This is a genomic window from Rhodococcus sp. APC 3903, assembly GCF_030407755.1.
GTDB lineage: Bacteria > Actinomycetota > Actinomycetes > Mycobacteriales > Mycobacteriaceae > Rhodococcus_F > Rhodococcus_F erythropolis.
The window spans coordinates 222,691-243,633 of the sequence record NZ_JASDCV010000010.1 but is presented as its reverse complement, the minus strand read 5'-3'; the positions used below and the strand labels follow the sequence as shown (position 1 = coordinate 243,633).

Genomic DNA, 20,943 nt, shown 5'->3' with positions numbered 1-20,943 from the left:
GCGACCGGTCAGCCTCCTTTCAATGGCTTGAGCCTGAGCGGTTGCGTCCGAACGAGTCCGAGTGGATCGAGATACTCGCGTCCACGGCGCAAGCCCCAGTGCAGACATGCTTCGACAGCACACCCTTCGTGCCCGGTTTCGAGGGTTCCGATCACGGCCCTGGCGGCGACGCGTTGACCTGCGCGAACGACTGCCACGACGGGTTCGTAGGTCGTGCGTAGGCCGCCGGAATGATCTATCGACACCGTCGGCTTTCCGGCGACCACTCCCGCGAACACCACAATGCCGTCGCCGGCCGCGAGGACGGATTGGCCGGCACTGCCGCCGAGATCGACCCCGCGATGACCCGGCAGCCAATTCTTGGCCGGTTTGTCGAAAGCGCGTTCCACGTGCGGCCGGGGAGCGAGCGGCCAGTCGAAACGCGTGTCTGCCGACGCCGTGCCTACGGCGACACAGCAGGAGATCACGGCAACGACCACTCCTCGTCGAGCTCCGAGCAACATCGTCATTCCTTGATCTTGCGTGGAGTCGCACGCACTTCAATGCAGATCAGACGGGTAATCCACAGGATGATCGCCGATCCACAACCGCCGGTTCGGTCTGTTGCTTACAGGGTGGTTATGGCATCCGCGGACAAGGACGTACACTTGTCGAGCGGTCTGTGCTCGCACAGTCCGACTTCGCGCGCCCGCGCACGTTTTCCGGCCTCGGCTGGTCCTGGTTCTCACGAAACAGGTCCGACGGCCGTGCGGGTGCCAGGGCAGGGATCACCCGATCGCCTGCATCAACCGGATTGAAAGTTTGAGGTACACAGCCATGGCTGTCGTAACCATGAAGCAGATGCTCGATAGTGGAACCCACTTCGGACATCAGACCCGTCGCTGGAACCCGAAGATGAAGCGATTCATCTTGACCGACCGCAACGGCATCTACATCATCGACCTCCAGCAGACGCTGACGTACATCGACAAGGCGTACGAGTTCGTCAAGGAGACCGTTGCCCACGGCGGCACCGTCCTCTTCGTCGGCACCAAGAAGCAGGCGCAGGAGTCCATCGCTTCCGAAGCGACTCGCGTCGGAATGCCCTACGTCAACCAGCGTTGGCTCGGCGGCATGCTCACCAACTTCACCACCGTTCACAAGCGTCTGCTTCGCCTCAAGGAGCTCGAGGCAATGGAGCAGACCGGTGGATTCGAAGGTCGCACCAAGAAGGAAATCCTCATGCTCACGCGTGAGATGACCAAGCTGGATCGCACCCTCGGTGGTATCCGCGACATGGCCAAGGTTCCTTCCGCGGTGTGGATCGTCGACACCAACAAGGAGCACCTGGCAGTTGCCGAGGCTCGCAAGCTGAACATCCCGGTCATCGCGATCCTGGACACCAACTGCGACCCCGACCTCGTCGACTACCCGATCCCGGGCAACGACGACGCCATCCGTTCCGCAGCACTGCTGACCAAGGTTGTCGCTTCCGCGGTTGCCGAAGGTGTGCAGGCACGTGCAGGACTGAGCGCCGACAAGGACGCGAAGCCCGAAGCCGGCGCAGGCGAGCCCCTCGCCGAGTGGGAGCAGGAACTGCTCTCGCAGGCAGCTCCGGCTGCAGAGGCTGAGGCAGCTCCGGCTGCAGAGGCTGAGGCAGCCCCCGCCGCAGAGGCACCGGCCACCGAGGCCTGATTCGTTGAAACCGGCCCTGACCAAGAGTTCTTTTGGTCAGGGCCGTTTCACCGTTAGGCCCGAGCACCACCGTCAGGCCGTGCTTCACCGCTAGGCCGTGCTTCACCGTTAGTCCTAGGTCCGAAACAGACACATGAGGAGGCTCGCTAATCATGGCGAACTACACCGCCGCTGACGTCAAGCGGCTCCGTGAGCTCACCGGCTCCGGAATGATGGCATGTAAGAACGCACTCGCAGATGCAGACGGCGATTTCGACAAGGCCGTCGAGCAGCTGCGCATCAAGGGCGCGAAGGATGTCGGAAAGCGCGCAGAGCGCACCACCGCTGAGGGTCTCGTCGTCGCCAAGGACGGCGTCATGATCGAGATCAACTGCGAGACCGACTTCGTCGCCAAGAACGACGAGTTCATCAAGCTGGCCGACGAGATCGTGACCGTCGCTGCTGCTGGCAAGCCTGCGGACCTCGACGCTCTCAAGGCGCTCGAGCTCGACGGCAAGACCATCGACACCGTCATTGCCGAGCAGTCCGCGAAGATCGGCGAGAAGCTCGAACTGAGCCGCGTCGCTTCCTTCGACGGCCCCGTTGCCGTTTACCTGCACAAGCGCAGCTCCGACTTGCCGCCCGCTGTCGGCGTTCTCATCGAGTACACCGGCGAAGGCGATGCTGCTGCTGAGGCCGCTCGCGGCGCTGCAATGCAGGTCGCAGCACTCAAGGCAAAGTACGTCACGCGTGACGAGGTTCCCGCTGAAATCGTCGCTTCCGAGCGTCACATCGCCGAGGAGACCGCCCGCGCAGAAGGCAAGCCCGAGCAGGCTCTGCCGAAGATCATCGAAGGCCGCGTCAACGGTTTCTTCAAGGACGTCGTTCTGACCGAGCAGTCTTCGGTCACGGACTCCAAGAAGACCGTCAAGGCGATCCTCGACGAGGCAGGCGTGACCATCAAGCGCTTCGTGCGTTTCGAGGTCGGCGCCTCCGCTTAATTCGGAGCCCGTACACATGGACCCCGCCTGAAGAGCATTTGCTCTACCGGCGGGGTCTACGTGTACCTGGGGCCTCCGATGAGGCAGGATAAGAGTGCTTCGGGACGAGTCCCGGGGGCTTTCCTATGTCGCGGTGTCCGATTCGGCGGCAGAAGAAGAATGAAGGACCTACAAGGTCTTGTATCGAACTGAGGAGAACAATGTCCGAACCAGCCAACGAACGTCCAGGATTCAAGCGGGTCCTGCTCAAACTCGGCGGCGAAATGTTCGGAGGCGGCAAAGTCGGTCTCGATCCCGACGTGGTCACCAAGGTGGCTGAGCAGATCGCAGAGGTCGTTCGATCGGGCGTGCAGGTTGCAGTGGTCATCGGCGGCGGAAACTTCTTCCGCGGAGCGGAACTGCAGCAGCGTGGCCTCGATCGCGCGCGCTCCGACTACATGGGCATGCTCGGCACCGTCATGAACTGCCTCGCTCTGCAGGATTTCCTGGAGAAGGCCGGCGTCGATTCTCGAGTGCAGACGGCAATCACCATGGGACAGGTCGCCGAGCCGTACCTTCCGCTTCGCGCACGTAGGCACCTCGAGAAGGGGCGCGTAGTCATCTTCGGTGCCGGGATGGGTATGCCCTACTTCTCCACCGACACCACTGCTGCGCAGCGCGCGCTGGAGATCGGTGCCGAGGTAGTGCTGATGGCCAAGGCCGTCGACGGCGTCTACTCGGCCGACCCGCGTATCGACCCGGACGCGACGATGTACGAACAGATCACGCACCGCGAGGTCATCGAACGTGAACTCAAGGTCGCGGACGCGACGGCGTTCAGCCTGTGCATGGACAACTCGATGCCGATGATGGTGTTCAACCTCCTCACCGAAGGAAACATCGCTCGCGCGGTGTCCGGTGAGAAGATCGGCACCCTGATCAAGTCGTGAGTGACACCCAAAAAATGATGCAGAACAACATGGAGGAACAGCCGTGATCGATGAAGCGCTCTTCGAGGCAGAAGAGAAGATGGAAAAGGCTGTCACGGTAGCCAAGGACGATCTCGGCTCGGTTCGCACCGGACGCGCGAACCCCGGTATGTTCTCGCGCATCGTGATCGACTACTACGGTTCGATCACGCCGATCACGCAGCTCGCGAGCATCAACGTCCCCGAGGCCCGCATGGTCATCGTCAAGCCGTACGAGGCTTCGCAGCTCAACGCGATCGAGACGGCGATCCGCAACTCGGATCTCGGTGTGAACCCGTCCAACGACGGCAGCATCATCCGCATCTCGGTTCCGCAGCTCACTGAAGAGCGTCGTCGTGAACTGGTGAAGCAGGCCAAGTCCAAGGGCGAGGACTCGAAGGTCACGCTGCGCAACATCCGCCGCAAGGCGATGGACGAACTCGGCCGGATCCAGAAGGACGGTGAAGCCGGCGAGGACGAGGTCGGTCGCGCAGAGAAAGAACTCGACAAGACCACGGCGAAGTACGTGCACACGGTCGAGGAACTCGTCAAGCACAAGGAAGCAGAGTTGATGGAGGTATAGCCTCCTCATTTGCAGTGTTTGTCGTCGGGAGTAGATCAGGGAGTTTGGGTGCACGCACAAGAGGGAACCGCCGGTGGTCCCGTCACGGACGGGCCTACGGGCGGCGCTGAGGGCGCGCAACCGCCGAAGTCGAAGGCGGGCAGGAACCTACCTGCCGCCATCGGCGTCGGAGCTGGTCTCGGAGCCTTGGTCATCGGCACTTTGATCTTCCTGCCCCCGGGATGGATCGCTGTCGTCGCGATCGCGATGTTCATCGCGACGTGGGAGGTCACCACGCGGCTTCGTGAAGCCGACATCGAGGTGCCGCGAATTCCGCTTCTCGTCGGAGGGCAAGCCACGATCTGGCTCGGCTGGCCGTGGGGACCGGTCGGGGTTCTCAGCGGATTCACCGCGACCGTCCTGGTGTGCATGGTGTGGCGGTTGTTCGACCACGGGCTCAAGGCGACCCCGAAGAACTTCCTGAGAGACACCTCCATCACGGTGTTCGTTCTGGCGTGGATCCCGCTGTTGGCGTCATTCGGTGCGTTGATGGTGCTCGAAGACGACGGCCCGGGTCGCGTTTTCGTCCTGATGATCGGTGTCGTGTGCTCCGACATCGGCGGTTACGCGGCCGGAGTGCTGTTCGGGAAGCACCCGATGGTGCCGGCTGTGAGTCCGAAGAAGTCCTGGGAAGGATTTGTCGGCTCCCTCATTTTCTGCGTCATCGGCAGTCTGCTTTCGGTGACGTTGATCCTCGACGCGAACTCGATGATCGGCGTCCTGCTCGGTGTCGTCCTGGTGGTAGTCGCGACGGTCGGCGACCTGATCGAATCGCAGATCAAGCGTGAACTCGGCATCAAGGACATGGGAACCCTGCTTCCCGGCCACGGCGGAATCATGGATCGCCTGGATTCACTCCTGCCGTCGGCATTTGTCACCTGGCTGATTCTGTACGCACTCGTCTGATTTCGCGTGCGTGATTTCTTCTCCGGCCGTTCCAAGCCGATCCCCAGCCCGAACATCTGGCATTGGCCGGACGTGTACGAAATCGAGAACCGCGCGCAGGACGTCGACGGTTCCATCTGGGCCGCGATGCGAGCCCAGGTCGACTGGTCTGGACGCGACGTCGTCGACGTCGGCTGTGGGGCGGGGTTCCATCTACCGGAGTTCGCTCGTACTGCCCGTCGTGTTGTCGGAGTGGAGCCGCACGCGCCGCTGGTGAAGGCCGCGCGGGAACGAACCCGCGATTCGGCGTCGATCGACGTAGTCCAGGGTTCAGCAGAGTCCACGAGTCTGGTGGATGCTTCAGTCGATCTCGTTCATGCCCGTACGGCGTACTTTTTCGGCAAAGGCTGCGGCCCGGGAATTCGTGAAGCCATGCGCATCCTGAGGCCCGGGGGAGCCCTGCTGATCGTGGATCTCGATGTGAGCGCCGGCCCGTACGGAGAGTGGATGAGGGCGGATCTGCCCAAATACGATCCCGCGGCGGTCGAAGGATTCTTCGAGGCTCAAGGGTTCTCGCTCACGCGTGTCGACGCCCGGTGGGAGTTCGAGAATCGAGACGACTTGCGGCGGGTACTCGGAATCGAGTTCACCGAGAAGACTGCCGAGCGTGCGTTCTCGCAAGTAACGGGATTGGGCTTCACGGTGCGATACCGGATCCATGTTCGGTCCAAACCACGATCACTCGAACTTGCGTGAAAGCGGGCTCAAAAGACGAACGTCAGGCGCTCCGACTTGAGCGCCTGACGTTTTCTGCACCGATTCAGTAGTAAAAAAATCAGTGATCGGTGGGGATGTGGAACAGGGTGGCGAGCTTGTGAATCTTCTTCGCCTTGGCGAGCTTGGGCAGGTCGCTGCCATCGCGCACGCGTGAGCCGTCTTCGCCGAGATCGTCGATGACATTCTGAGCCCAGATCGCGTCGGCCACGGATGGACTCAGTCCCGCGTTGACGGGGGCAGTCTGCGCGGTGGTCATGCAGAGTTTGCCGGCCATACCGAGTGACAAGGTGATCGCACAGTCTCGGGCGAGCAGATCCAGATCGGGGCCGAGCGTGGGACCGTCGATCGGCGGAGCGATGCGTGCCGCGCGGCTGGCGATGGTGAGCCGCGAACGCGGGTACGACATCGACGTGGGGGAGTCGTCCATCCAAGTGTCGCGCCGGAAGTCGCCGCTGCCGAATGCGAGACGGAAGATGCCGTCTGTGCGTGCGATCTCGGGCGCAGCCTCGAGTCCTACCGCGGATTCGACGAGAGCAAGAATCTTGGTGCCTTCGGGAAGTCGCTCGGCCGTGGCGTCGGCCTGCTGACCGCTTTCGGTCTTTGCGAGCATGACACCCTCGAGTCCGGGGAGGCCCGCGAGTGCGGCCAGATCCTCTTCCCAGAACGGTGTCGTGGCATCGTTGATCCGAACCCAGGCGTGATTGTGTTCGCTCAGGAATGCGGCGACGTCGCGGCGGGCCGCCGGTTTGTTGGGTGCGGTGACGGCATCCTCGAGGTCGAGAATGACGGCGTCGGCCGCACTCGCGAGTGCGGCGTCGAAGGTGTCCGGTTTGGACGCGGGGACGAGAAGCCAGGATCTTGCCTGCTGTGGGGCAATTCGCGAGGTCACAGGTCTCTCCATGTGAGTAGTCACATCAGGGCCTTTCCGGTGATTTCCACGACATCAATGATGCCTGCTGGCCCATCGATCGACCCAATTGCGTAACTAGATTTCAGTCACATCTGCCGCTTCGCTGCGCGCCGGATCTGAATGATGCGAACCCCGCCTGCCAACGCCATGATCAATGCGCCCGCGATCGCGGAGAGCAGGATCGTGATTCCGAGCGGAAAGTCGATCTGCCAGGCGAGGATCTTGACGGAGACGCTCTCGAGGTTCTGCAGGATGAACACCAGCAGTAAGATCAGCACAATTGCGCCTATGACCAGGCCAACCCAGGTCGTCGCAGCTCTGGTTCGGTCGGTGACCGACGTTCCGGTCGGCACCGGTTCAGGCGTCGGTGTCGGTTCCGGATCGTGTTTTTCCACTGCCTTGTCCTCGCCCACCTTCGGAAGTTCCGGATCGGGACCGAAACCGTCGGCGGGGCCGTACACGGGGGAGTTCGACGGATCCTCTGGTGTGGTTGACATGACATGATCATCACGCAACCTGCGCAAAGTTGCACGGGTAATCCGGCCACAATCGGGTGGCAGTGGGGTAGCACCCCAAAACAATGGGACAATGGTGTAACTATGGCTGCCTCTCTTCCCCTCGTTTTCACTGCACCCAAGCGCGGAATGCCTCCACGGCACCTCGCCGATCTCGATTCCGCCGAGCGCAAAGAAGCGGTGAAAGAGCTCGGCCTTCCGGCTTTCCGAGCCGATCAGCTCGCGCGTCAGTACTACGCGCGGCTCGAAGCCGATCCGGAGAAGATGACCGATCTCCCCGCATCGGTGCGCGAGAAGGTGGGGGAGTCGCTGTTCCCGACCTTGTTGACCCCGATCAAGCACCTCGCGTGCGATTCGGGCGACACTCGCAAGACCCTGTGGAAGGCGCATGACGGAACGCTGCTCGAAAGCGTCCTGATGCGCTATCCCGATCGGGCGACGCTCTGTATCTCGAGTCAGGCAGGCTGCGGAATGGCCTGCCCGTTCTGTGCGACGGGTCAGGGCGGCCTCGACCGCAACCTTTCGACCGCCGAGATCGTCGATCAGGTTCGCGAGGCAGCGGCCGCAATGCGCGACGGTGATGTTGCCGGCGGACCCGGACGCCTCTCGAACGTCGTGTTCATGGGTATGGGCGAGCCATTGGCGAACTACAAGCGCGTGGTGGCAGCGGTACGACGCATCACTTCGCCCGCACCCGACGGGCTCGGCCTGTCTCAGCGGTCCGTGACGGTCTCGACCGTCGGCCTCGCTCCCGCTATCCGCAAGCTCGCTGACGAAGGCCTGAGCGTCACGCTGGCGGTATCGCTGCACACACCGGACGACGAACTGCGCGACACACTTGTGCCGGTCAACAATCGCTGGTCGGTGTCGGAGGTACTTCAGGCTGCCCGGTACTACGCAGACAAGACCGGTCGGCGTGTGTCCATCGAGTACGCGATGATCAAGAACGTCAACGATCAGCCGTGGCGCGCGGACATGCTGGGCAAGAAGCTGAAGAAAGCACTCGGCGGGTTGGTGCACGTCAACCTGATTCCGCTCAACCCGACTCCGGGTAGCGAGTGGGACGCGAGCCCCAAGGACGTCGAGCGTGAGTTCGTGCGTCGGGTCATCGCCCAGGGCGTCTCGTGCACTGTGCGCGATACGCGCGGTCAGGAAATCGCCGCAGCCTGTGGCCAGCTGGCAGCCGAGAACTGAAACCCTCCAGGCCTGAAAAACACATAAAGAGAAGGCCTCCACGAACTTTCGTTCGTGGAGGCCTTCTCTTTGTCAGGTCTCTAGCGCGGGCGGCGACGGATGACGATGTCGCGGACCAGAACGAAGATCATCAATCCGGCAGTGCCGATGAGCCACAGATCCTCGACCTTGCCGTGATGGTTTCCGATCATCATCAGAAGCAGGAATATTGCGAAGAACCATCCGAGGAAACGGAAAAACTTGAGTCCTTCACCACTCCACCCCCATGCGGCAGAGGGGACCTCGGCCTCATCGACGTGCGAGACCACGACGGGGGCGCTGGACTTGACGTCCAACTGGGTATCGGCCACGGTCGATCCTCCTGCTCATTCGGTTGCACTACTGCCCAATATGGTGACATACGACTGCCTGTCGTACGTAGTTGGGCGTCGATAAGGTTGTTCTCAGGTGTTATCAGGAACAATGGGCGAGTGCAGGAAACCACACGTACCCGCGTCCTCCTCCTCGGCAGTACCGGTTCGATCGGTACCCAAGCGCTGGAGGTCATCGCAGCCAACCCCGATCGTTTCGAAGTAGTCGGTCTCGCAGCGGGCGGCAACAACGTCGAGTTGTTGGGCGAACAGATTCGTGCAACCGGCGTCACGGACGTCGCCGTCGCCGATCCTGCAGCGGCATCGGCGCTGGAATCGGTAACCGCCCGTTCGGGACCGAGCGCCGTGACGGAACTGGTTCGGGACAGCGGTGCCGATGTTGTCCTCAATGCACTCGTCGGTTCGTTGGGACTCGAACCGACTCTGGCGGCGTTGAACTCGGGAGCGCGCCTTGCGCTGGCGAACAAGGAATCGCTTGTCGCCGGCGGAGCGCTGGTGACCAAAGCCGCCGCACCCGGTCAGATCGTGCCGGTCGACTCGGAGCATTCGGCGCTTGCCCAGTGTCTACGTGGTGGAACAGGCGACGAAGTGGCTCGGTTGGTTCTCACCGCTTCGGGTGGACCGTTCCGTGGCTGGAGCGCCGAGGATCTCGAAAGTGTGAATCCAGCTCAGGCGAAAGCGCACCCCACCTGGTCGATGGGGCCCATGAACACCCTCAATTCGGCAACTCTGGTCAACAAGGGCCTCGAGCTGATCGAGACGAACCTGCTGTTCGGGATCGACTACGACCGCATCGACGTCACCGTGCACCCGCAGTCGATCGTGCATTCCATGGTCACCTTCTTCGACGGGTCGACGCTGGCGCAGGCAAGCCCGCCGGACATGAAGCTCCCCATCGCTCTCGCTCTAGGCTGGCCGGACCGCATCGAAGGTGCTGCGTCGGCATGCGACTTCACCACCGCCTCCACCTGGGAATTCGAGCCGCTCGATTCGTCGGTGTTCCCCGCCGTCGATCTGGCGCGAAGCGCGGGCAAATCCGGCGGTTGCTTCACCGCGATCTACAACGCGGCCAACGAAGTGGCGGCTCAGGCATTCCTCGACGGTGTCATTTCCTTCCCGGCGATCGTCCGCACGGTGGCCGCTGTTCTCGACGATGCAGGTCAATGGTCCGCGGAACCGGTTACCGTGGACGACGTTCTGGCCGCAGACGGCTGGGCACGCACACGAGCGCGTCAGCTCGTGAAGCAGGAGGGCTAGAGCTTTCATGGTTTTTGCACTGGGCGTAGTGCTGTTTGCCCTCGGCATCGGCGTGTCCATCGCCCTGCACGAAGCCGGCCACATGTGGACGGCCAAGGCTTTGGGAATGAAGGTTCGCCGCTACTACATCGGCTTCGGACCGAAGATCTTCTCGTTCCGTCGAGGTGAGACCGAGTACGGCCTCAAGGCGCTGCCGCTCGGTGGATTCTGCGACATCGCCGGTATGACGGCTCTCGACGAGATGACACCCGAAGAAGAGCCGCACGCGATGTACAAGAAGGCGGCGTGGAAGCGCGTCGTCGTCATGTCCGGCGGTATCGCGATGAACTTCATTCTCGGGTTCCTCCTGATTTACGCATTGCTCCTCGGTTGGGGTCGAACTAGTTCGGAGCCGGCACCGCCTGTTGTCAAGGGCGTGACGTGTGTTGCTCCGACGCAACTCGGTCAGGATCAGGGGTGGAAACTCGCGGATTGCACCGGTACCGGCCCGGCGGAGGCAGCCGGAATTGCTGCCGGCGATCGGATCGTCGCGGTGGACGGTCAACCGACGGACACTTTCGCCAAGGTTTCCGCGGCGATCCGCGACAAGTCCGGGACAGTCACGCTCACAGTCGAGCGCGGCGACGAGACTGTTCAAGTTCCGGTCGACGTATCGCCGGTTGAGCGTTACGTAGCCAAAGAGGGCAGCACAACGCCGGAACTGGCAAAGGTAGGCGCTGTCGGAATCGAGGGTGTCAGCAATCTGATCGAGTACAACGCGCTCTCTGCTGTTCCGGCAGCCTTCGACTACACCGGACAGATCATGGTCGACTCAGTGAAGGCGTTGGCTGACATTCCGTCGAAGGTGGGGGCTCTGTGGGAGTCGATCACGGGCGGCGAGCGGGCGCTGGACACACCTATCAGCGTGGTCGGCGCCAGCGTGATCGGTGGCGAGGCCGCTGATCGAGCCGAGTGGCCGATGTTCGTCGGACTGCTCGCGTCGATCAACTTCTTCCTCGGCGTGTTCAACATTCTGCCGCTGTTGCCGCTAGACGGCGGTCACATCGCGGTGGTCTTCTACGAGAAGATCCGCGATTGGTTCCGCGCTCGCCGCGGCTTGATTCCGGGCGGTCCCGTCGACTACACGAGACTCCTTCCGATTACTTACGTATTCATCGTGATCGGTGGCGCGTTCATGTTGCTGACACTCACGGCTGACATCGTCAATCCGATCAAGATCTTCTGACCGTGTGAGCATGGCGACGGTTGCCGCGCGGTAGTGCGGCGATCGCCCGGCTAAACTTGCAGTGAAGCTATGAAAGAAGGCACAGACGTGACCATCCCTATCGGACTGGGAATGCCCTCGGCACCCGCAGCGATTCTTGCTCCTCGACGCAAGACACGGCAGCTGCAGGTCGGCACGGTAGGTGTGGGCAGCGATTTCCCCATCTCGGTGCAGTCCATGTGCACCACGAAGACGCACGACGTCAATGCAACGCTCCAGCAGATCGCGGAACTGACCGCGTCCGGTTGCGACATCGTCCGTGTCGCCTGCCCGCGTCAGGAAGACGCGGACGCGTTGTCGATCATTGCGAAGAAGAGCCAGATTCCGGTTATCGCCGACATCCACTTCCAGCCGCGCTACATCTTCGCGGCAATCGATGCGGGATGCGCTGCGGTGCGCGTCAATCCGGGCAACATCAAGGAATTCGACGGCCGTGTCAAAGAGGTAGCCAAGGCTGCCGGTGATGCAGGCATTCCGATTCGTATCGGTGTCAACGCGGGATCGCTCGATCCTCGGTTGATGGAGAAGTACGGCAAGGCGACGCCCGAAGCGTTGGTCGAGTCCGCGCTGTGGGAGGCCGGGTTGTTCGAAGAGCACGGCTTCGGTGACATCAAGATCTCCGTCAAGCACAACGATCCGGTGATCATGGTCGAGGCTTACCGCCAACTCGCCGCCAAGTGCGACTACCCGTTGCACCTCGGCGTCACGGAGGCAGGGCCGGCGTTTCAGGGCACGATCAAGTCCGCGGTCGCCTTCGGTGCGCTGCTCGCGGAGGGTATCGGCGACACCATCCGGGTTTCGCTCTCGGCCCCGCCGGCCGAAGAAATCAAGGTCGGTAACCAGATTCTGCAGTCTCTGAACCTGCGTCCCCGCAAGCTCGAGATCGTCTCTTGCCCCTCGTGTGGCCGTGCACAGGTCGATGTCTACACACTTGCCGACGAGGTCTCTGCAGGCCTCGAAGGCATGGAGATCCCGCTGCGCGTGGCAGTCATGGGTTGCGTCGTGAACGGACCGGGTGAAGCACGTGAGGCTGACCTCGGTGTGGCGTCCGGCAACGGCAAGGGCCAGATCTTCGTCAAGGGCAAGGTCATCAAGACGGTGCCCGAGGCGCAGATCGTCGAGACTTTGATCGAAGAAGCGATGAAAATCGCCGAAAGCATGGAGGGTGACGCTTCGGAGGGTGCGCCGGTCGTCACCGTGAGTTGAGTGATTGCCGGATGAATCTTCCCCGTCGGTGTCAGGTTCGTGGCAATCTGAGTGCATCATGATCGGGTAGTGATATTCGTGGACGCGCAGTCGAGTCGAGGGGGTTGACGGATGCTCAAACTCCTCGGAGCCAAGCAGGTCGGAAGTCGAGATCTCGAAGACGTCCGACGGGTACTCGACGCCGATCCGGTGGCCGCCTGCATGATTGCCGCGCGCGTCGAAGAATGCGGTGTCGACCCACGAATGATTCACGGCGAGCTGTGGAGTCGAGGCGGGCCGTTGTCCTCGCTGTGCTTTGCCGGGGCAAATCTGGTTCCACTTCGAGGCGATCCGGATGACATTCGGGCATTCGCTGACCGCGCCTGTCGGATTCCGCGCATGTGCTCGTCGGTGGTCGGTCGCGCCGAATTGGCGTTGCCGCTGTGGGAGATGCTCGAGCTCGATTGGGGAACTGCGCGGGAGGTTCGCCCCGAACAGCCGTTGCTCGCGGTATCCGAGCCGCTGGCATGCCCGTCGGACCCACTGGTGCGGCAGGTTCGCTCGGACGAACTCGAGATCTATCTGCCTGCCGCGATCGCGATGTTCATCGAAGAGGTTGGCGTCGATCCGCGTGCAAACGACGGTGGGCGCGGATATCGACATCGTGTGGCAAGCCTGATCGCCGCTGGTCGAGCGTGGGCGCATATCGAGGACGGCCAGGTCGTCTTCAAGGCGGAGGTCGGTTCGATGTCTGCTCGCTGTGGCCAGATTCAGGGCGTGTGGGTCAACCCGGAATTTCGTGGGCAGGGCTTCGGCGTGACCGGTACAGCGGCTGTAGCGGAGTCGATCATGGCGACCGGCCGCATTGCGAGCCTGTACGTCAACAGCTTCAATACGATTGCGCGGTCGACCTATTCGCGGGTGGGATTCCGGCAGGTCGCGACCTTCTCGACGGTGCTGCTCGACTGAGCGTCCAAGCTGCGTGCAATGGTCGCGCCTACGCTGGGTGGAGCATTTGTCGCCCTACTATGGGGCTCGATGAACACTCGGCATTTCTCTCGTAGTCGCTCGGCCCAACTGTTGGCCTCCTGCACCGTGATCTTTTTGGCGGTGGGGATCAGTTCGTGTACTCCGAAACCCGCCGGCCCCGAGCCCGTCGCGCAGCAGTTCCTGAGTGCGTTCGGTGACAGGGACATCGACGAGGCAGCAAAAATGACGGACCGGCCTGATTCCGCGGGTCCTGTATTGAGTGACACCTGGGATGCGCTTCAGGCGGAGTCGATGACTGCCGAGACCACGTCGGTGAAGATGAACGGTGACACTGCGACGGTCGGCTACACCTACGAGTGGCACCTGCCGAAAGACCGCGTCTGGACGTACGACGGCGAGCTGCAGATGGGACGCAAGGACGGCGACTGGTCCGTCCGTTGGAGTTCGACGGACGTTCATCCGCGCCTCGGTGACAAGCAGACGATGTCGTTGCGGGCAACCGCGGCGCCGCGAGCGCGGGTCAACGAGCATTCGGGGACCGACGTCCTGGTGCCGGGAATCGTCTACCGAGTGAAGTTCGATCGCTCCAAGAGCAACGACATCATAGGTTCCGCGAACAGTCTCGCAAGTGTTCTCGGGCGGTTCGATGCGTCGCTGACCGGTCAGTCGATCGCCGAATCCTCGACGGCCGTCAAGGGTGACTATCTCGTGACGCGGCTGCGCAGTGATGACTACGACCAAGTTTCGGCGCAGTTGGGTGCGATATCGGGAGTATCGGTATCGGACGAATCGGATCTCGTGTCGACCGACCCGGAGTTCGCGCCTGACCTTCTCGGGCAGATCAAGAAGACGATCATCGACGAGGTCGACGGCAAAGCCGGCTGGAGTGTCGTCACGGTCAACCAGAACGGCGTCGACACCGACGTGTTGACCGAGACTGCGCCACAACCGGTTCCGTCGTTCAGTATCAGTCTGGACCGCAACATCCAGATCGCTGCTCAGCGCGCGGTGAACGTGAACAAGGATCAGGCGATGATGGTGGTGATCGAACCGTCGAGTGGCGCGATCCTGGCCGTCGCGCAGAACAAGGCAGCTGACCGCGACGGGCCGGTCGCGACGATGGGTCAGTACCCGCCTGGTTCGACCTTCAAGATCATCACGGCAGGTGCGGCAATTTCGACCGGTCAGGCGACCCCCGACACGATGGTGCCATGCCCGGGCCGAATCGAGATCGGCGAGCGCAGCGTGCCCAACTACAACGAGTTCGCACTCGGCACGGTGCCGATGGCAACGGCCTTCGCGCGTTCGTGCAACACGTCCTTCGCCAAGTTGGCCAGCGAGATGCAGGCAGACACGTTGACCACTGCCGCAGCGCAGTTCGGCATCGGCCAGGACTACAACGTGGTGGGATTGCCGATCGATTCCGGTTCGGTGCCGCCGGCGTCGGACCTGGTCCAGCGGACGGAAGACGGGTTCGGTCAGGGCAAGGTCGTGGTCAGTCCGTTCGGAATGGCGATGGCAGCTGCGACGGTCGCGAACGGTTCGACTCCGGTGCCGCAACTTATTTCGGGGCGCGAAACCACCATCGACGGTGAGCGCCCGGCGATCACGCCGGCCATGGTCGACGGTCTGCGCGGCATGATGCGACTCGTGGTCACGAGCGGTACTGCAGAACGCGTCGAAGATCAGGGTGAGGTGTACGGCAAGACCGGTGAAGCCGAGGTCGACGGGGGATCGCATGCGTGGTTCGTCGGCTATCGCGGCAACCTGGCCTTCGCCACTCTGGTTGTGCGGGGCGGAAGTTCGGACAACGCCGTCGCAGTCACCCGCGACATGCTCACCGCTCTGCCGGAGGGCTACTGACCCGTCAGGGGAGCAGTCCCAACCTGCGGGCGGTCACCACGGCTTCGTGGCGTGAGCTCGCGTCCAGCTTTCCCATCGCGCTTCGCAGATAGCTCTTGACTGTTTCAGGTCGAAGGGAAAGCCTTTGGCCGGCTTCGATGTTGGTGCAGCCGAGTGCGACTTGCGAGAGAACATCCACTTCACGTGGGGTGAGTGCGACGGCGGATTCGGCGTCGGCGGTAGGGCGCAGCAGGTTGGCCAAACGCTGGGAAAGTCCGCGGAGCTTGGTCTGCAAGTCGGTGTCGGTCACGGTCTGGGCGACACTGCGTAGTTCGGCGTGGACTCCGCGGATCTCTTCCGAAGACATACCGTCGGCGGTGGTCGCGGCGGCGGCCTGAAGTAGTTGCAGGCGACGATCGACCTCGTCGCGGATGGCGAACTCCATCCCGAGACGCCGGGATGCGCTGACCATGACGTCTGCTGTGCGATCGCCGAGGGGAGCGGAGTCGCGGATCGCGGCGTAGAGGACCGCGCGCGATTTGCCGGACACCATGACCGGAACGGCGATGATCGAATGCAGGCCCTCGCTCAGAACAGGCCGGTCGAAGTGATGAGTGATGGACTGCGAATTGCCGTAATCGTTGACGGTGATCGGTGAACCCTGGGCGACGACGCGTCCGCCCATGCCCGAGCGCGGCGGGATGGCCAAGCCCTTGAGATTGTTGGTGCGGGTGCCGACGAATTCGCTCAGGTGCAGGGTTCCGTCCTGGACCTCGCCTCCGAACAGCACGGGAACAACGCCCTGAGCTGCAATTGTTCGGAGTTCACCTCGCATAGCGTCCCCGTCGCGGGGACGCAGAAGTGACGAAGCATGTCGATTCACGCAGGTACCCCTTTCTGGGGGTAGTGAAGTTCTCTTGTGAGCTAGATCATAGGGGGTGAACAGTACGTATGACGAGCCGCCAACGTAACCGGTCGGGCCAACCATACGACGATCGATAAGGAGCAAGTTGATGAGCACCGATCCCACCGCACGGGTGCGCGAGCTGCTGGACCAGTACGACACCCCGCATGCCAGCGCCGCAGAATTGCTCTGCGATCGGCATCCCGCGGATGGCGTTGCATTCACCGTCGTCGAGGCAGACCTTAGCTCGGTGGACCTCACTTACGGTCATCTACGTGAGCAGTCCGCGCGTTTCGCGGCAGCTCTGGCGGACCTCGGAGTCGAGCCGGGTGACAACGTCGCGACCTTGATGGGCAAGTCTGCGGACCTCGTGGTCGCGCTCCTCGGAATCTGGCGCCGGGGCGCGGTCCACGTGCCCTTGTTCACGGCGTTCGCTTCGCCGGCCATCGCTTTCCGCTTGACGGCCAGTGGCGCGAAGGTGGTCGTTTCCGACGCCAATCAGCTCGACAAGCTCGCGCCGGGTGAGGACATCCCCGCCGACGCAGCGTGGCAGGTCATCGTCGCGGGCGGCGCGGCCGGTGACGAGTTGGACTTCGATGCACTTGTCGCAGCTCAGGATGCCGAAGACCCGAAGGGCGCTGCTCAGGCAGTCGGCGGCAACGCACCGATGGTGCAGTTGTTCACCAGTGGCACCACGGGGACACCCAAGGGCGTGCCGGTTCCGGTGCGCGCGCTCGCGTCGTTCCATGCCTACCAGGAGTTCGGCCTCGACGTCCGTCAGGACGACGTGTTCTGGAACGCCGCAGACCCGGGCTGGGCGTACGGGCTGTACTACGCGTTGCTCGGTCCGCTTGCCGCGGGAACGCGAAGCATTCTGCTGCACGCCGGATTCTCCGCGCCGCTGACGTGGCAGATCATCGAGAAGTTCGGTGTCACCAATTTTGCCGCTGCTCCGACCGTGTACCGCAGTCTGCGTGCCGACAAGGCGCCCGTTCCGGAAGGCATCTCGCTTCGCCGCGCGTCCTCGGCCGGTGAGCCCTTGACCCCGGATGTTGTTGCGTGGTCGAAGAACTCGTTGGGCGTCGAGGTTCGTGATCACTACGGCCAGACCGAGCACGGCATGTTCATTGTCAACGCCTGGGCCGACGGACTCCGCGAGGACGTCCGTCCAGGATCCATGGGTCGTCCGTTGCCGGGCTGGTCTGCCGCTGTGCTGGAGGACAATTCGGATGACATCGCACCGGCTCGCACTCAGGGACGCGTGGCGATCGATACTCACAACAGTCCGTTGATGTGGTTCACCGGGTACGTCGATGCGCCGGAGAAGACGAAGCAGCGATTCAGCGAAGACGGTCGCTGGTACATCACCGGTGACGCCGGAATGACGGACGAGGACGGATTCTTCTTCTTCTCCTCGCGCGACGACGACGTCATCATCATGGCGGGCTACCGCATCGGTCCCTTCGACGTCGAGAGCGTGCTGGTCATGCACGAGCACGTCATCGAGGCGGCAGTGGTGGGCATGCCCGACGAGTTGCGCGGTGAGGTCCTCGAAGCGTTCGTCGTACTTCGCGAAGGTGTCGACGGTGACGACGAACTCGAGAAGGAACTGCAAACCCTGGTGAAGAAGAAGTTTGCAGCGCACGCGTACCCACGCACGGTGCACTTTGTTCCGAACCTGCCCAAGACCCCGAGCGGCAAGGTTCAGCGGTACATCTTGCGGAAGGGATAAACCCCTTGCTGTGCGCCTTTATTAACCCCCGGCGGTTAATAAAGGCGCACAGCAAGGTCAGCGCCGACGGATTCTGCCGACCACCATGAGGGCGATCAGGGTAACTGCAAGCAGCAGTGTCGTATTTGCTGCGGCAAGAAATACCTGGCCGCGGTCGGTGAGTCCGAAGATGCTGACCGGCAAGGTCTTCCATGTCGCCGGGTAGACCATGACCGTTGCGCCCAGCTCACCCATCGACAGTGCGATGGAAAGCCCGGCGGCCGCACCCAACGCTGGGAGCAGCAGCGGTAGCGTCACCCGCGTCAGCACCCGCACTGGGCCGGCGCCGAGTGATTCGGCAGCTTGACGGTAGGCGGGATCGAGCCGTTCGAGCGCGGCCGATACGGAACTGAAGGCAAAGGCAAGCACCAAAACCGTGTGAGCGAGAATCACGATCCATTTGGTGCCGCCGAGCAGTAGTGGGCGCTCGTTGAAAGTGATGAGCAGACCCAAGCCGATCGCGACCGACGGAACCGCAATCGGTAAATGGAATACGGCATCGGTGATGCGCCGCAGCCACATCGGTGCCTCAGGAGAGGCCAGCGCGGCCCACGTTCCGACGATCAATGCCAATGCTCCCGAGATGAATGCAGTCTGCAAACTGACGATCAGGCTGGCGAAGTTCTCGTCGGACAGCGCCGTGGAGAAGTTCTTGCCGCCGAGATTCGACGGAAGTGGACCGGTCCACGATCCGGCCAAGGCAGCCGCGACGACGGTGGCGATGGGCGCGACAAAAACCACCGCGACGACCAGGGTGAAGAATCCGAGTACGAGGGCCCTAGAGCTTCGTGTCCACAGCAGCACGGCTGCCTCCCATCAATCTGTTGAAGGTGAATCGGTAGAGGCAGTACAGGCCGAGTGAGAGTGCGACCTGGACCGTCGCGATCACTGCCGCGCCGGGCAAGTCGAAGGTGACGATGCCGCGGGTGTAGATGAGGACCGGAAGAGTTACGACGTCTTTTGCTCCGGTGAAGAGCACGATGCCGAATTCATTCAGTGTCATCAGAAGTACGAGTGATCCACCGGCCAGGAGGGCTGGCCACGCTTCCGGCATCACCACCTGCCGCAGAACTCGGACGGGTGACGCGCCGAGGCTGGCTGCAACGTCGAGCTGTTCACGCGGAATCTGGGTGAACGCGGCCAACAGTGGACGCACGACAAAGGGTGTGAAGAAGGTGATTTCGGCCGCGATGACTCCGAACGGAGTGTTCAGGAAGTTCAGCGGGCCGCTCGCGTCGCCGGTGATGCGGATGATCAAGGCGTTGACGGCGCCGGCCGTGCCGTACAGAAACGTGAACGCCAGCGTGATCAGGAATGACGGCAGGGCGAGCACCGTGTCGATCAATCGCCCCACCACCTTGGATCCGGCGAATGGAACGAAGGCAAGCACCAAGGCGAGGAAGGTTCCCAGGATCAGGCACCCCAGGGTCGACGCCACGGCGATCTGGATGGTCCGCCACAGTGCGGTTCGGAACAGTTCCGAACCGAGCACGGACGACCACGTGGACAACCCGGTGCCGCTTCCGGTGCTCAGCGATTCCGTGAGGACACGCGCAGTGGGATAGACAGCAAACACGAGGACAAGAAGCAGCGGCGGTAGCGTCCACCCGATCCGGCGCCACGGGATCGGGTCTTTGTGCTGGGGCACAGCGGTTTCAGGGCGTTCCAAGGTTGTCGTCATGGGTGGCGATCCGCCGGCACCAGGACACTGCCGTCCGTGGGCAAGACGACGCCCACTTCGGTGTCGACCGGTCGTTCGTCGTGCCCTGGAACATCCACGTCGACGCGGACGTCGTCGAGGCCACGGACAGCCAGCGTCAGTCGCGTCGTGGAACCGCGCCAGACGCTCGAGACGATGCGCGCCGGGAATGATCCTCGTGCGCCGACGCCGGTTACGCCTACCGCGTGTGGACGAACACACAGGTAGGCGTCCATGTCGGACTCCCATTCGATGTGCCCGATCTCGGGCTGCGGGGCGTGAGCGGTGAACGGCGTGCCACCGATCGAGACCAGTGCGGAGGTGCCGATGACGCGTGTGACGGTGCAGGGCAGCAGGTTCGCACCCCCGAGGAAGGCCGCGGTGAAGCTGGACGGCGGGCGTTTCCACAAGGCCTCGGCGGTGTCGATGTCCGCGAGTCTGGCGTTGCGCATCACTGCGATTCGGTCTGCGAGCGCCAGTGCTTCACTCTGATCGTGCGTCACATAGAGCATGGCTGTGTCAGGTAGTGCGGCGCGCAGTCTCGCCAGTTCGCCGAGCATGCTCTCGCGAAGTTGCGCATCCAGGGCGGCCAGTGGTTCGTCGAGGAGGAGTACTCCAGGGCGAATTGCCAAGGCTCGGGCGATTGCGATTCGCTGCTGTTGACCGCCGGAAAGCTCACGGGGAAGGCGCTTTCCGTACGCCGACATCCCGACCATGTCGAGGGCTTCGGCTACGCGAGGGCCGATCTCCGAGCGCGGAACGCGATGGGCTCGGAGTCCGAAGGCTACGTTCTCGGAAACTCGCATGTGCGGGAAAAGAGCGTACGACTGAACGACGACGCCGATACCGCGTTGTGCGGGAGGCAGATTGGTGACGTCTCGGGTGCCGAGCTTGACGGAACCGGACGTGGGGCGGACAAATCCCGCGAGGGCCTTCAGGGCGGTCGACTTGCCGGATCCACTGGGCCCCAGCAGTGCCACAGTTTCACCCTGTGCCACTCGCAGATTGAAATCGACGAGTGCATGGGTTGCGGTCTTCCCGCGGCCGTAGGCGACGTTGACGCGATCGAAGGTGATGGCCGGAGCGGAATGTTCGATCGCTCCGTGAACACCGACGGTCTCGGGGAGCGTCCGCCCCAGTCTGGTTCTTGCCATGA

General features: G+C 62.6%; 21 protein-coding genes. 13 read left to right on the top strand and 8 right to left on the bottom strand.

The genetic code is table 11. The features are described from left to right. Positions 1–8: 8 nt before the first annotated feature. The gene (locus tag QMA15_RS16760) at positions 9–503 is read right to left on the bottom strand and encodes a M23 family metallopeptidase (RefSeq protein ID WP_166655215.1); all 495 of its coding nucleotides are present in this window, start codon (positions 501–503) and stop codon (positions 9–11) included. Positions 504–816: 313 nt separating this feature from the next. Between QMA15_RS16760 and rpsB the strand changes: the two genes are divergently transcribed. From rpsB to QMA15_RS16730, 6 genes are all read left to right on the top strand, one after another. Next, complete coding sequence (rpsB, locus tag QMA15_RS16755) at positions 817–1,674, top strand: 30S ribosomal protein S2 (RefSeq protein WP_003942709.1); 858 nt, start codon at positions 817–819, stop codon at positions 1,672–1,674. 152 nt (positions 1,675–1,826) lie between these two features. Further along, the gene (gene tsf / locus QMA15_RS16750) at positions 1,827–2,654 is read left to right on the top strand and encodes a translation elongation factor Ts (protein WP_019747987.1); all 828 of its coding nucleotides are present in this window, start codon (positions 1,827–1,829) and stop codon (positions 2,652–2,654) included. A gap of 200 nt (positions 2,655–2,854) precedes the next feature. Continuing rightward, positions 2,855–3,583, top strand: coding sequence for a UMP kinase (gene pyrH / locus QMA15_RS16745; RefSeq protein WP_019747988.1), 729 nt, complete (start codon positions 2,855–2,857; stop codon positions 3,581–3,583). A 43-nt stretch (positions 3,584–3,626) separates the two neighbouring features. Further along, positions 3,627–4,184, top strand: a complete 558-nt coding sequence (frr, locus tag QMA15_RS16740; protein WP_003942777.1) for a ribosome recycling factor — start codon at positions 3,627–3,629, stop codon at positions 4,182–4,184. Positions 4,185–4,232: 48 nt separating this feature from the next. After that, positions 4,233–5,129: a phosphatidate cytidylyltransferase gene (locus tag QMA15_RS16735; RefSeq protein ID WP_003942673.1), complete on the top strand. Its 897-nt coding sequence runs from the start codon at positions 4,233–4,235 to the stop codon at positions 5,127–5,129. Between the two features lie 6 nt (positions 5,130–5,135). Continuing rightward, the gene (locus tag QMA15_RS16730; protein WP_060939592.1) at positions 5,136–5,864 is read left to right on the top strand and encodes a class I SAM-dependent methyltransferase; all 729 of its coding nucleotides are present in this window, start codon (positions 5,136–5,138) and stop codon (positions 5,862–5,864) included. Between the two features lie 79 nt (positions 5,865–5,943). On the opposite strand, the gene QMA15_RS16725 is transcribed toward QMA15_RS16730, so the two are convergent. Both QMA15_RS16725 and QMA15_RS16720 read right to left on the bottom strand, forming a co-directional pair. Beyond that, positions 5,944–6,786 (bottom strand): CoA ester lyase, encoded by an 843-nt coding sequence (locus QMA15_RS16725; RefSeq protein WP_290285476.1) that lies wholly within the window; start codon positions 6,784–6,786, stop codon positions 5,944–5,946. A 95-nt stretch (positions 6,787–6,881) separates the two neighbouring features. After that, positions 6,882–7,292, bottom strand: coding sequence for a lipopolysaccharide assembly protein LapA domain-containing protein (locus tag QMA15_RS16720; RefSeq protein ID WP_020969349.1), 411 nt, complete (start codon positions 7,290–7,292; stop codon positions 6,882–6,884). 102 nt (positions 7,293–7,394) lie between these two features. On the opposite strand from QMA15_RS16720, the gene rlmN reads away from it, so the two are divergent. Beyond that, positions 7,395–8,504 (top strand): 23S rRNA (adenine(2503)-C(2))-methyltransferase RlmN, encoded by a 1,110-nt coding sequence (gene rlmN / locus QMA15_RS16715; RefSeq protein ID WP_019747992.1) that lies wholly within the window; start codon positions 7,395–7,397, stop codon positions 8,502–8,504. Between the two features lie 80 nt (positions 8,505–8,584). Here rlmN and QMA15_RS16710 read toward each other — a convergent pair whose 3' ends face one another. Next, entirely contained in the window at positions 8,585–8,854 is a 270-nt protein-coding gene (locus QMA15_RS16710) for a DUF2631 domain-containing protein (RefSeq protein ID WP_019747993.1), read from the bottom strand. Between the two features lie 120 nt (positions 8,855–8,974). On the opposite strand from QMA15_RS16710, the gene dxr reads away from it, so the two are divergent. The 5 genes from dxr (at position 8,975) to QMA15_RS16685 (ending at position 15,434) form a co-directional block, all read left to right on the top strand. Then, positions 8,975–10,132 (top strand): 1-deoxy-D-xylulose-5-phosphate reductoisomerase, encoded by a 1,158-nt coding sequence (gene dxr / locus QMA15_RS16705; protein ID WP_020969350.1) that lies wholly within the window; start codon positions 8,975–8,977, stop codon positions 10,130–10,132. A gap of 7 nt (positions 10,133–10,139) precedes the next feature. After that, the gene (locus tag QMA15_RS16700) at positions 10,140–11,357 is read left to right on the top strand and encodes a site-2 protease family protein (RefSeq protein WP_020907377.1); all 1,218 of its coding nucleotides are present in this window, start codon (positions 10,140–10,142) and stop codon (positions 11,355–11,357) included. Between the two features lie 87 nt (positions 11,358–11,444). Next, positions 11,445–12,602, top strand: a complete 1,158-nt coding sequence (gene ispG, locus QMA15_RS16695; protein WP_007734888.1) for a flavodoxin-dependent (E)-4-hydroxy-3-methylbut-2-enyl-diphosphate synthase — start codon at positions 11,445–11,447, stop codon at positions 12,600–12,602. Positions 12,603–12,713: 111 nt separating this feature from the next. Then, positions 12,714–13,550: a GNAT family N-acetyltransferase gene (locus QMA15_RS16690; RefSeq protein ID WP_003942692.1), complete on the top strand. Its 837-nt coding sequence runs from the start codon at positions 12,714–12,716 to the stop codon at positions 13,548–13,550. A gap of 69 nt (positions 13,551–13,619) precedes the next feature. Beyond that, on the top strand, positions 13,620–15,434 hold the full coding sequence (locus tag QMA15_RS16685) for a penicillin-binding transpeptidase domain-containing protein (RefSeq protein WP_020907378.1): 1,815 nt from the start codon (positions 13,620–13,622) through the stop codon (positions 15,432–15,434). Between the two features lie 4 nt (positions 15,435–15,438). Here QMA15_RS16685 and QMA15_RS16680 read toward each other — a convergent pair whose 3' ends face one another. Next, a complete protein-coding gene (locus tag QMA15_RS16680; protein WP_060939588.1) occupies positions 15,439–16,248 on the bottom strand; it encodes a LuxR C-terminal-related transcriptional regulator in 810 nt (269 codons plus the stop codon). A 178-nt stretch (positions 16,249–16,426) separates the two neighbouring features. Here QMA15_RS16680 and QMA15_RS16675 point away from each other — a divergent pair, with 178 nt between their 5' ends. Next, entirely contained in the window at positions 16,427–18,049 is a 1,623-nt protein-coding gene (locus QMA15_RS16675; protein WP_019747998.1) for an AMP-binding protein, read from the top strand. A gap of 57 nt (positions 18,050–18,106) precedes the next feature. Here QMA15_RS16675 and QMA15_RS16670 read toward each other — a convergent pair whose 3' ends face one another. Genes QMA15_RS16670 through QMA15_RS16660 form a run of 3 tightly spaced genes read right to left on the bottom strand, consistent with a single transcriptional unit; the run spans position 18,107 to position 20,941 of the window. Continuing rightward, complete coding sequence (locus QMA15_RS16670; protein WP_279163804.1) at positions 18,107–18,892, bottom strand: ABC transporter permease subunit; 786 nt, start codon at positions 18,890–18,892, stop codon at positions 18,107–18,109. Then, positions 18,867–19,769, bottom strand: a complete 903-nt coding sequence (locus QMA15_RS16665; RefSeq protein ID WP_020907381.1) for a 2-aminoethylphosphonate ABC transporter permease subunit — start codon at positions 19,767–19,769, stop codon at positions 18,867–18,869. Before QMA15_RS16665 ends, QMA15_RS16670 begins: the two co-directional genes overlap by 26 nt. Further along, a complete protein-coding gene (locus QMA15_RS16660; RefSeq protein ID WP_290285465.1) occupies positions 19,766–20,941 on the bottom strand; it encodes an ABC transporter ATP-binding protein in 1,176 nt (391 codons plus the stop codon). Before QMA15_RS16660 ends, QMA15_RS16665 begins: the two co-directional genes overlap by 4 nt. Positions 20,942–20,943: the final 2 nt, after the last annotated feature.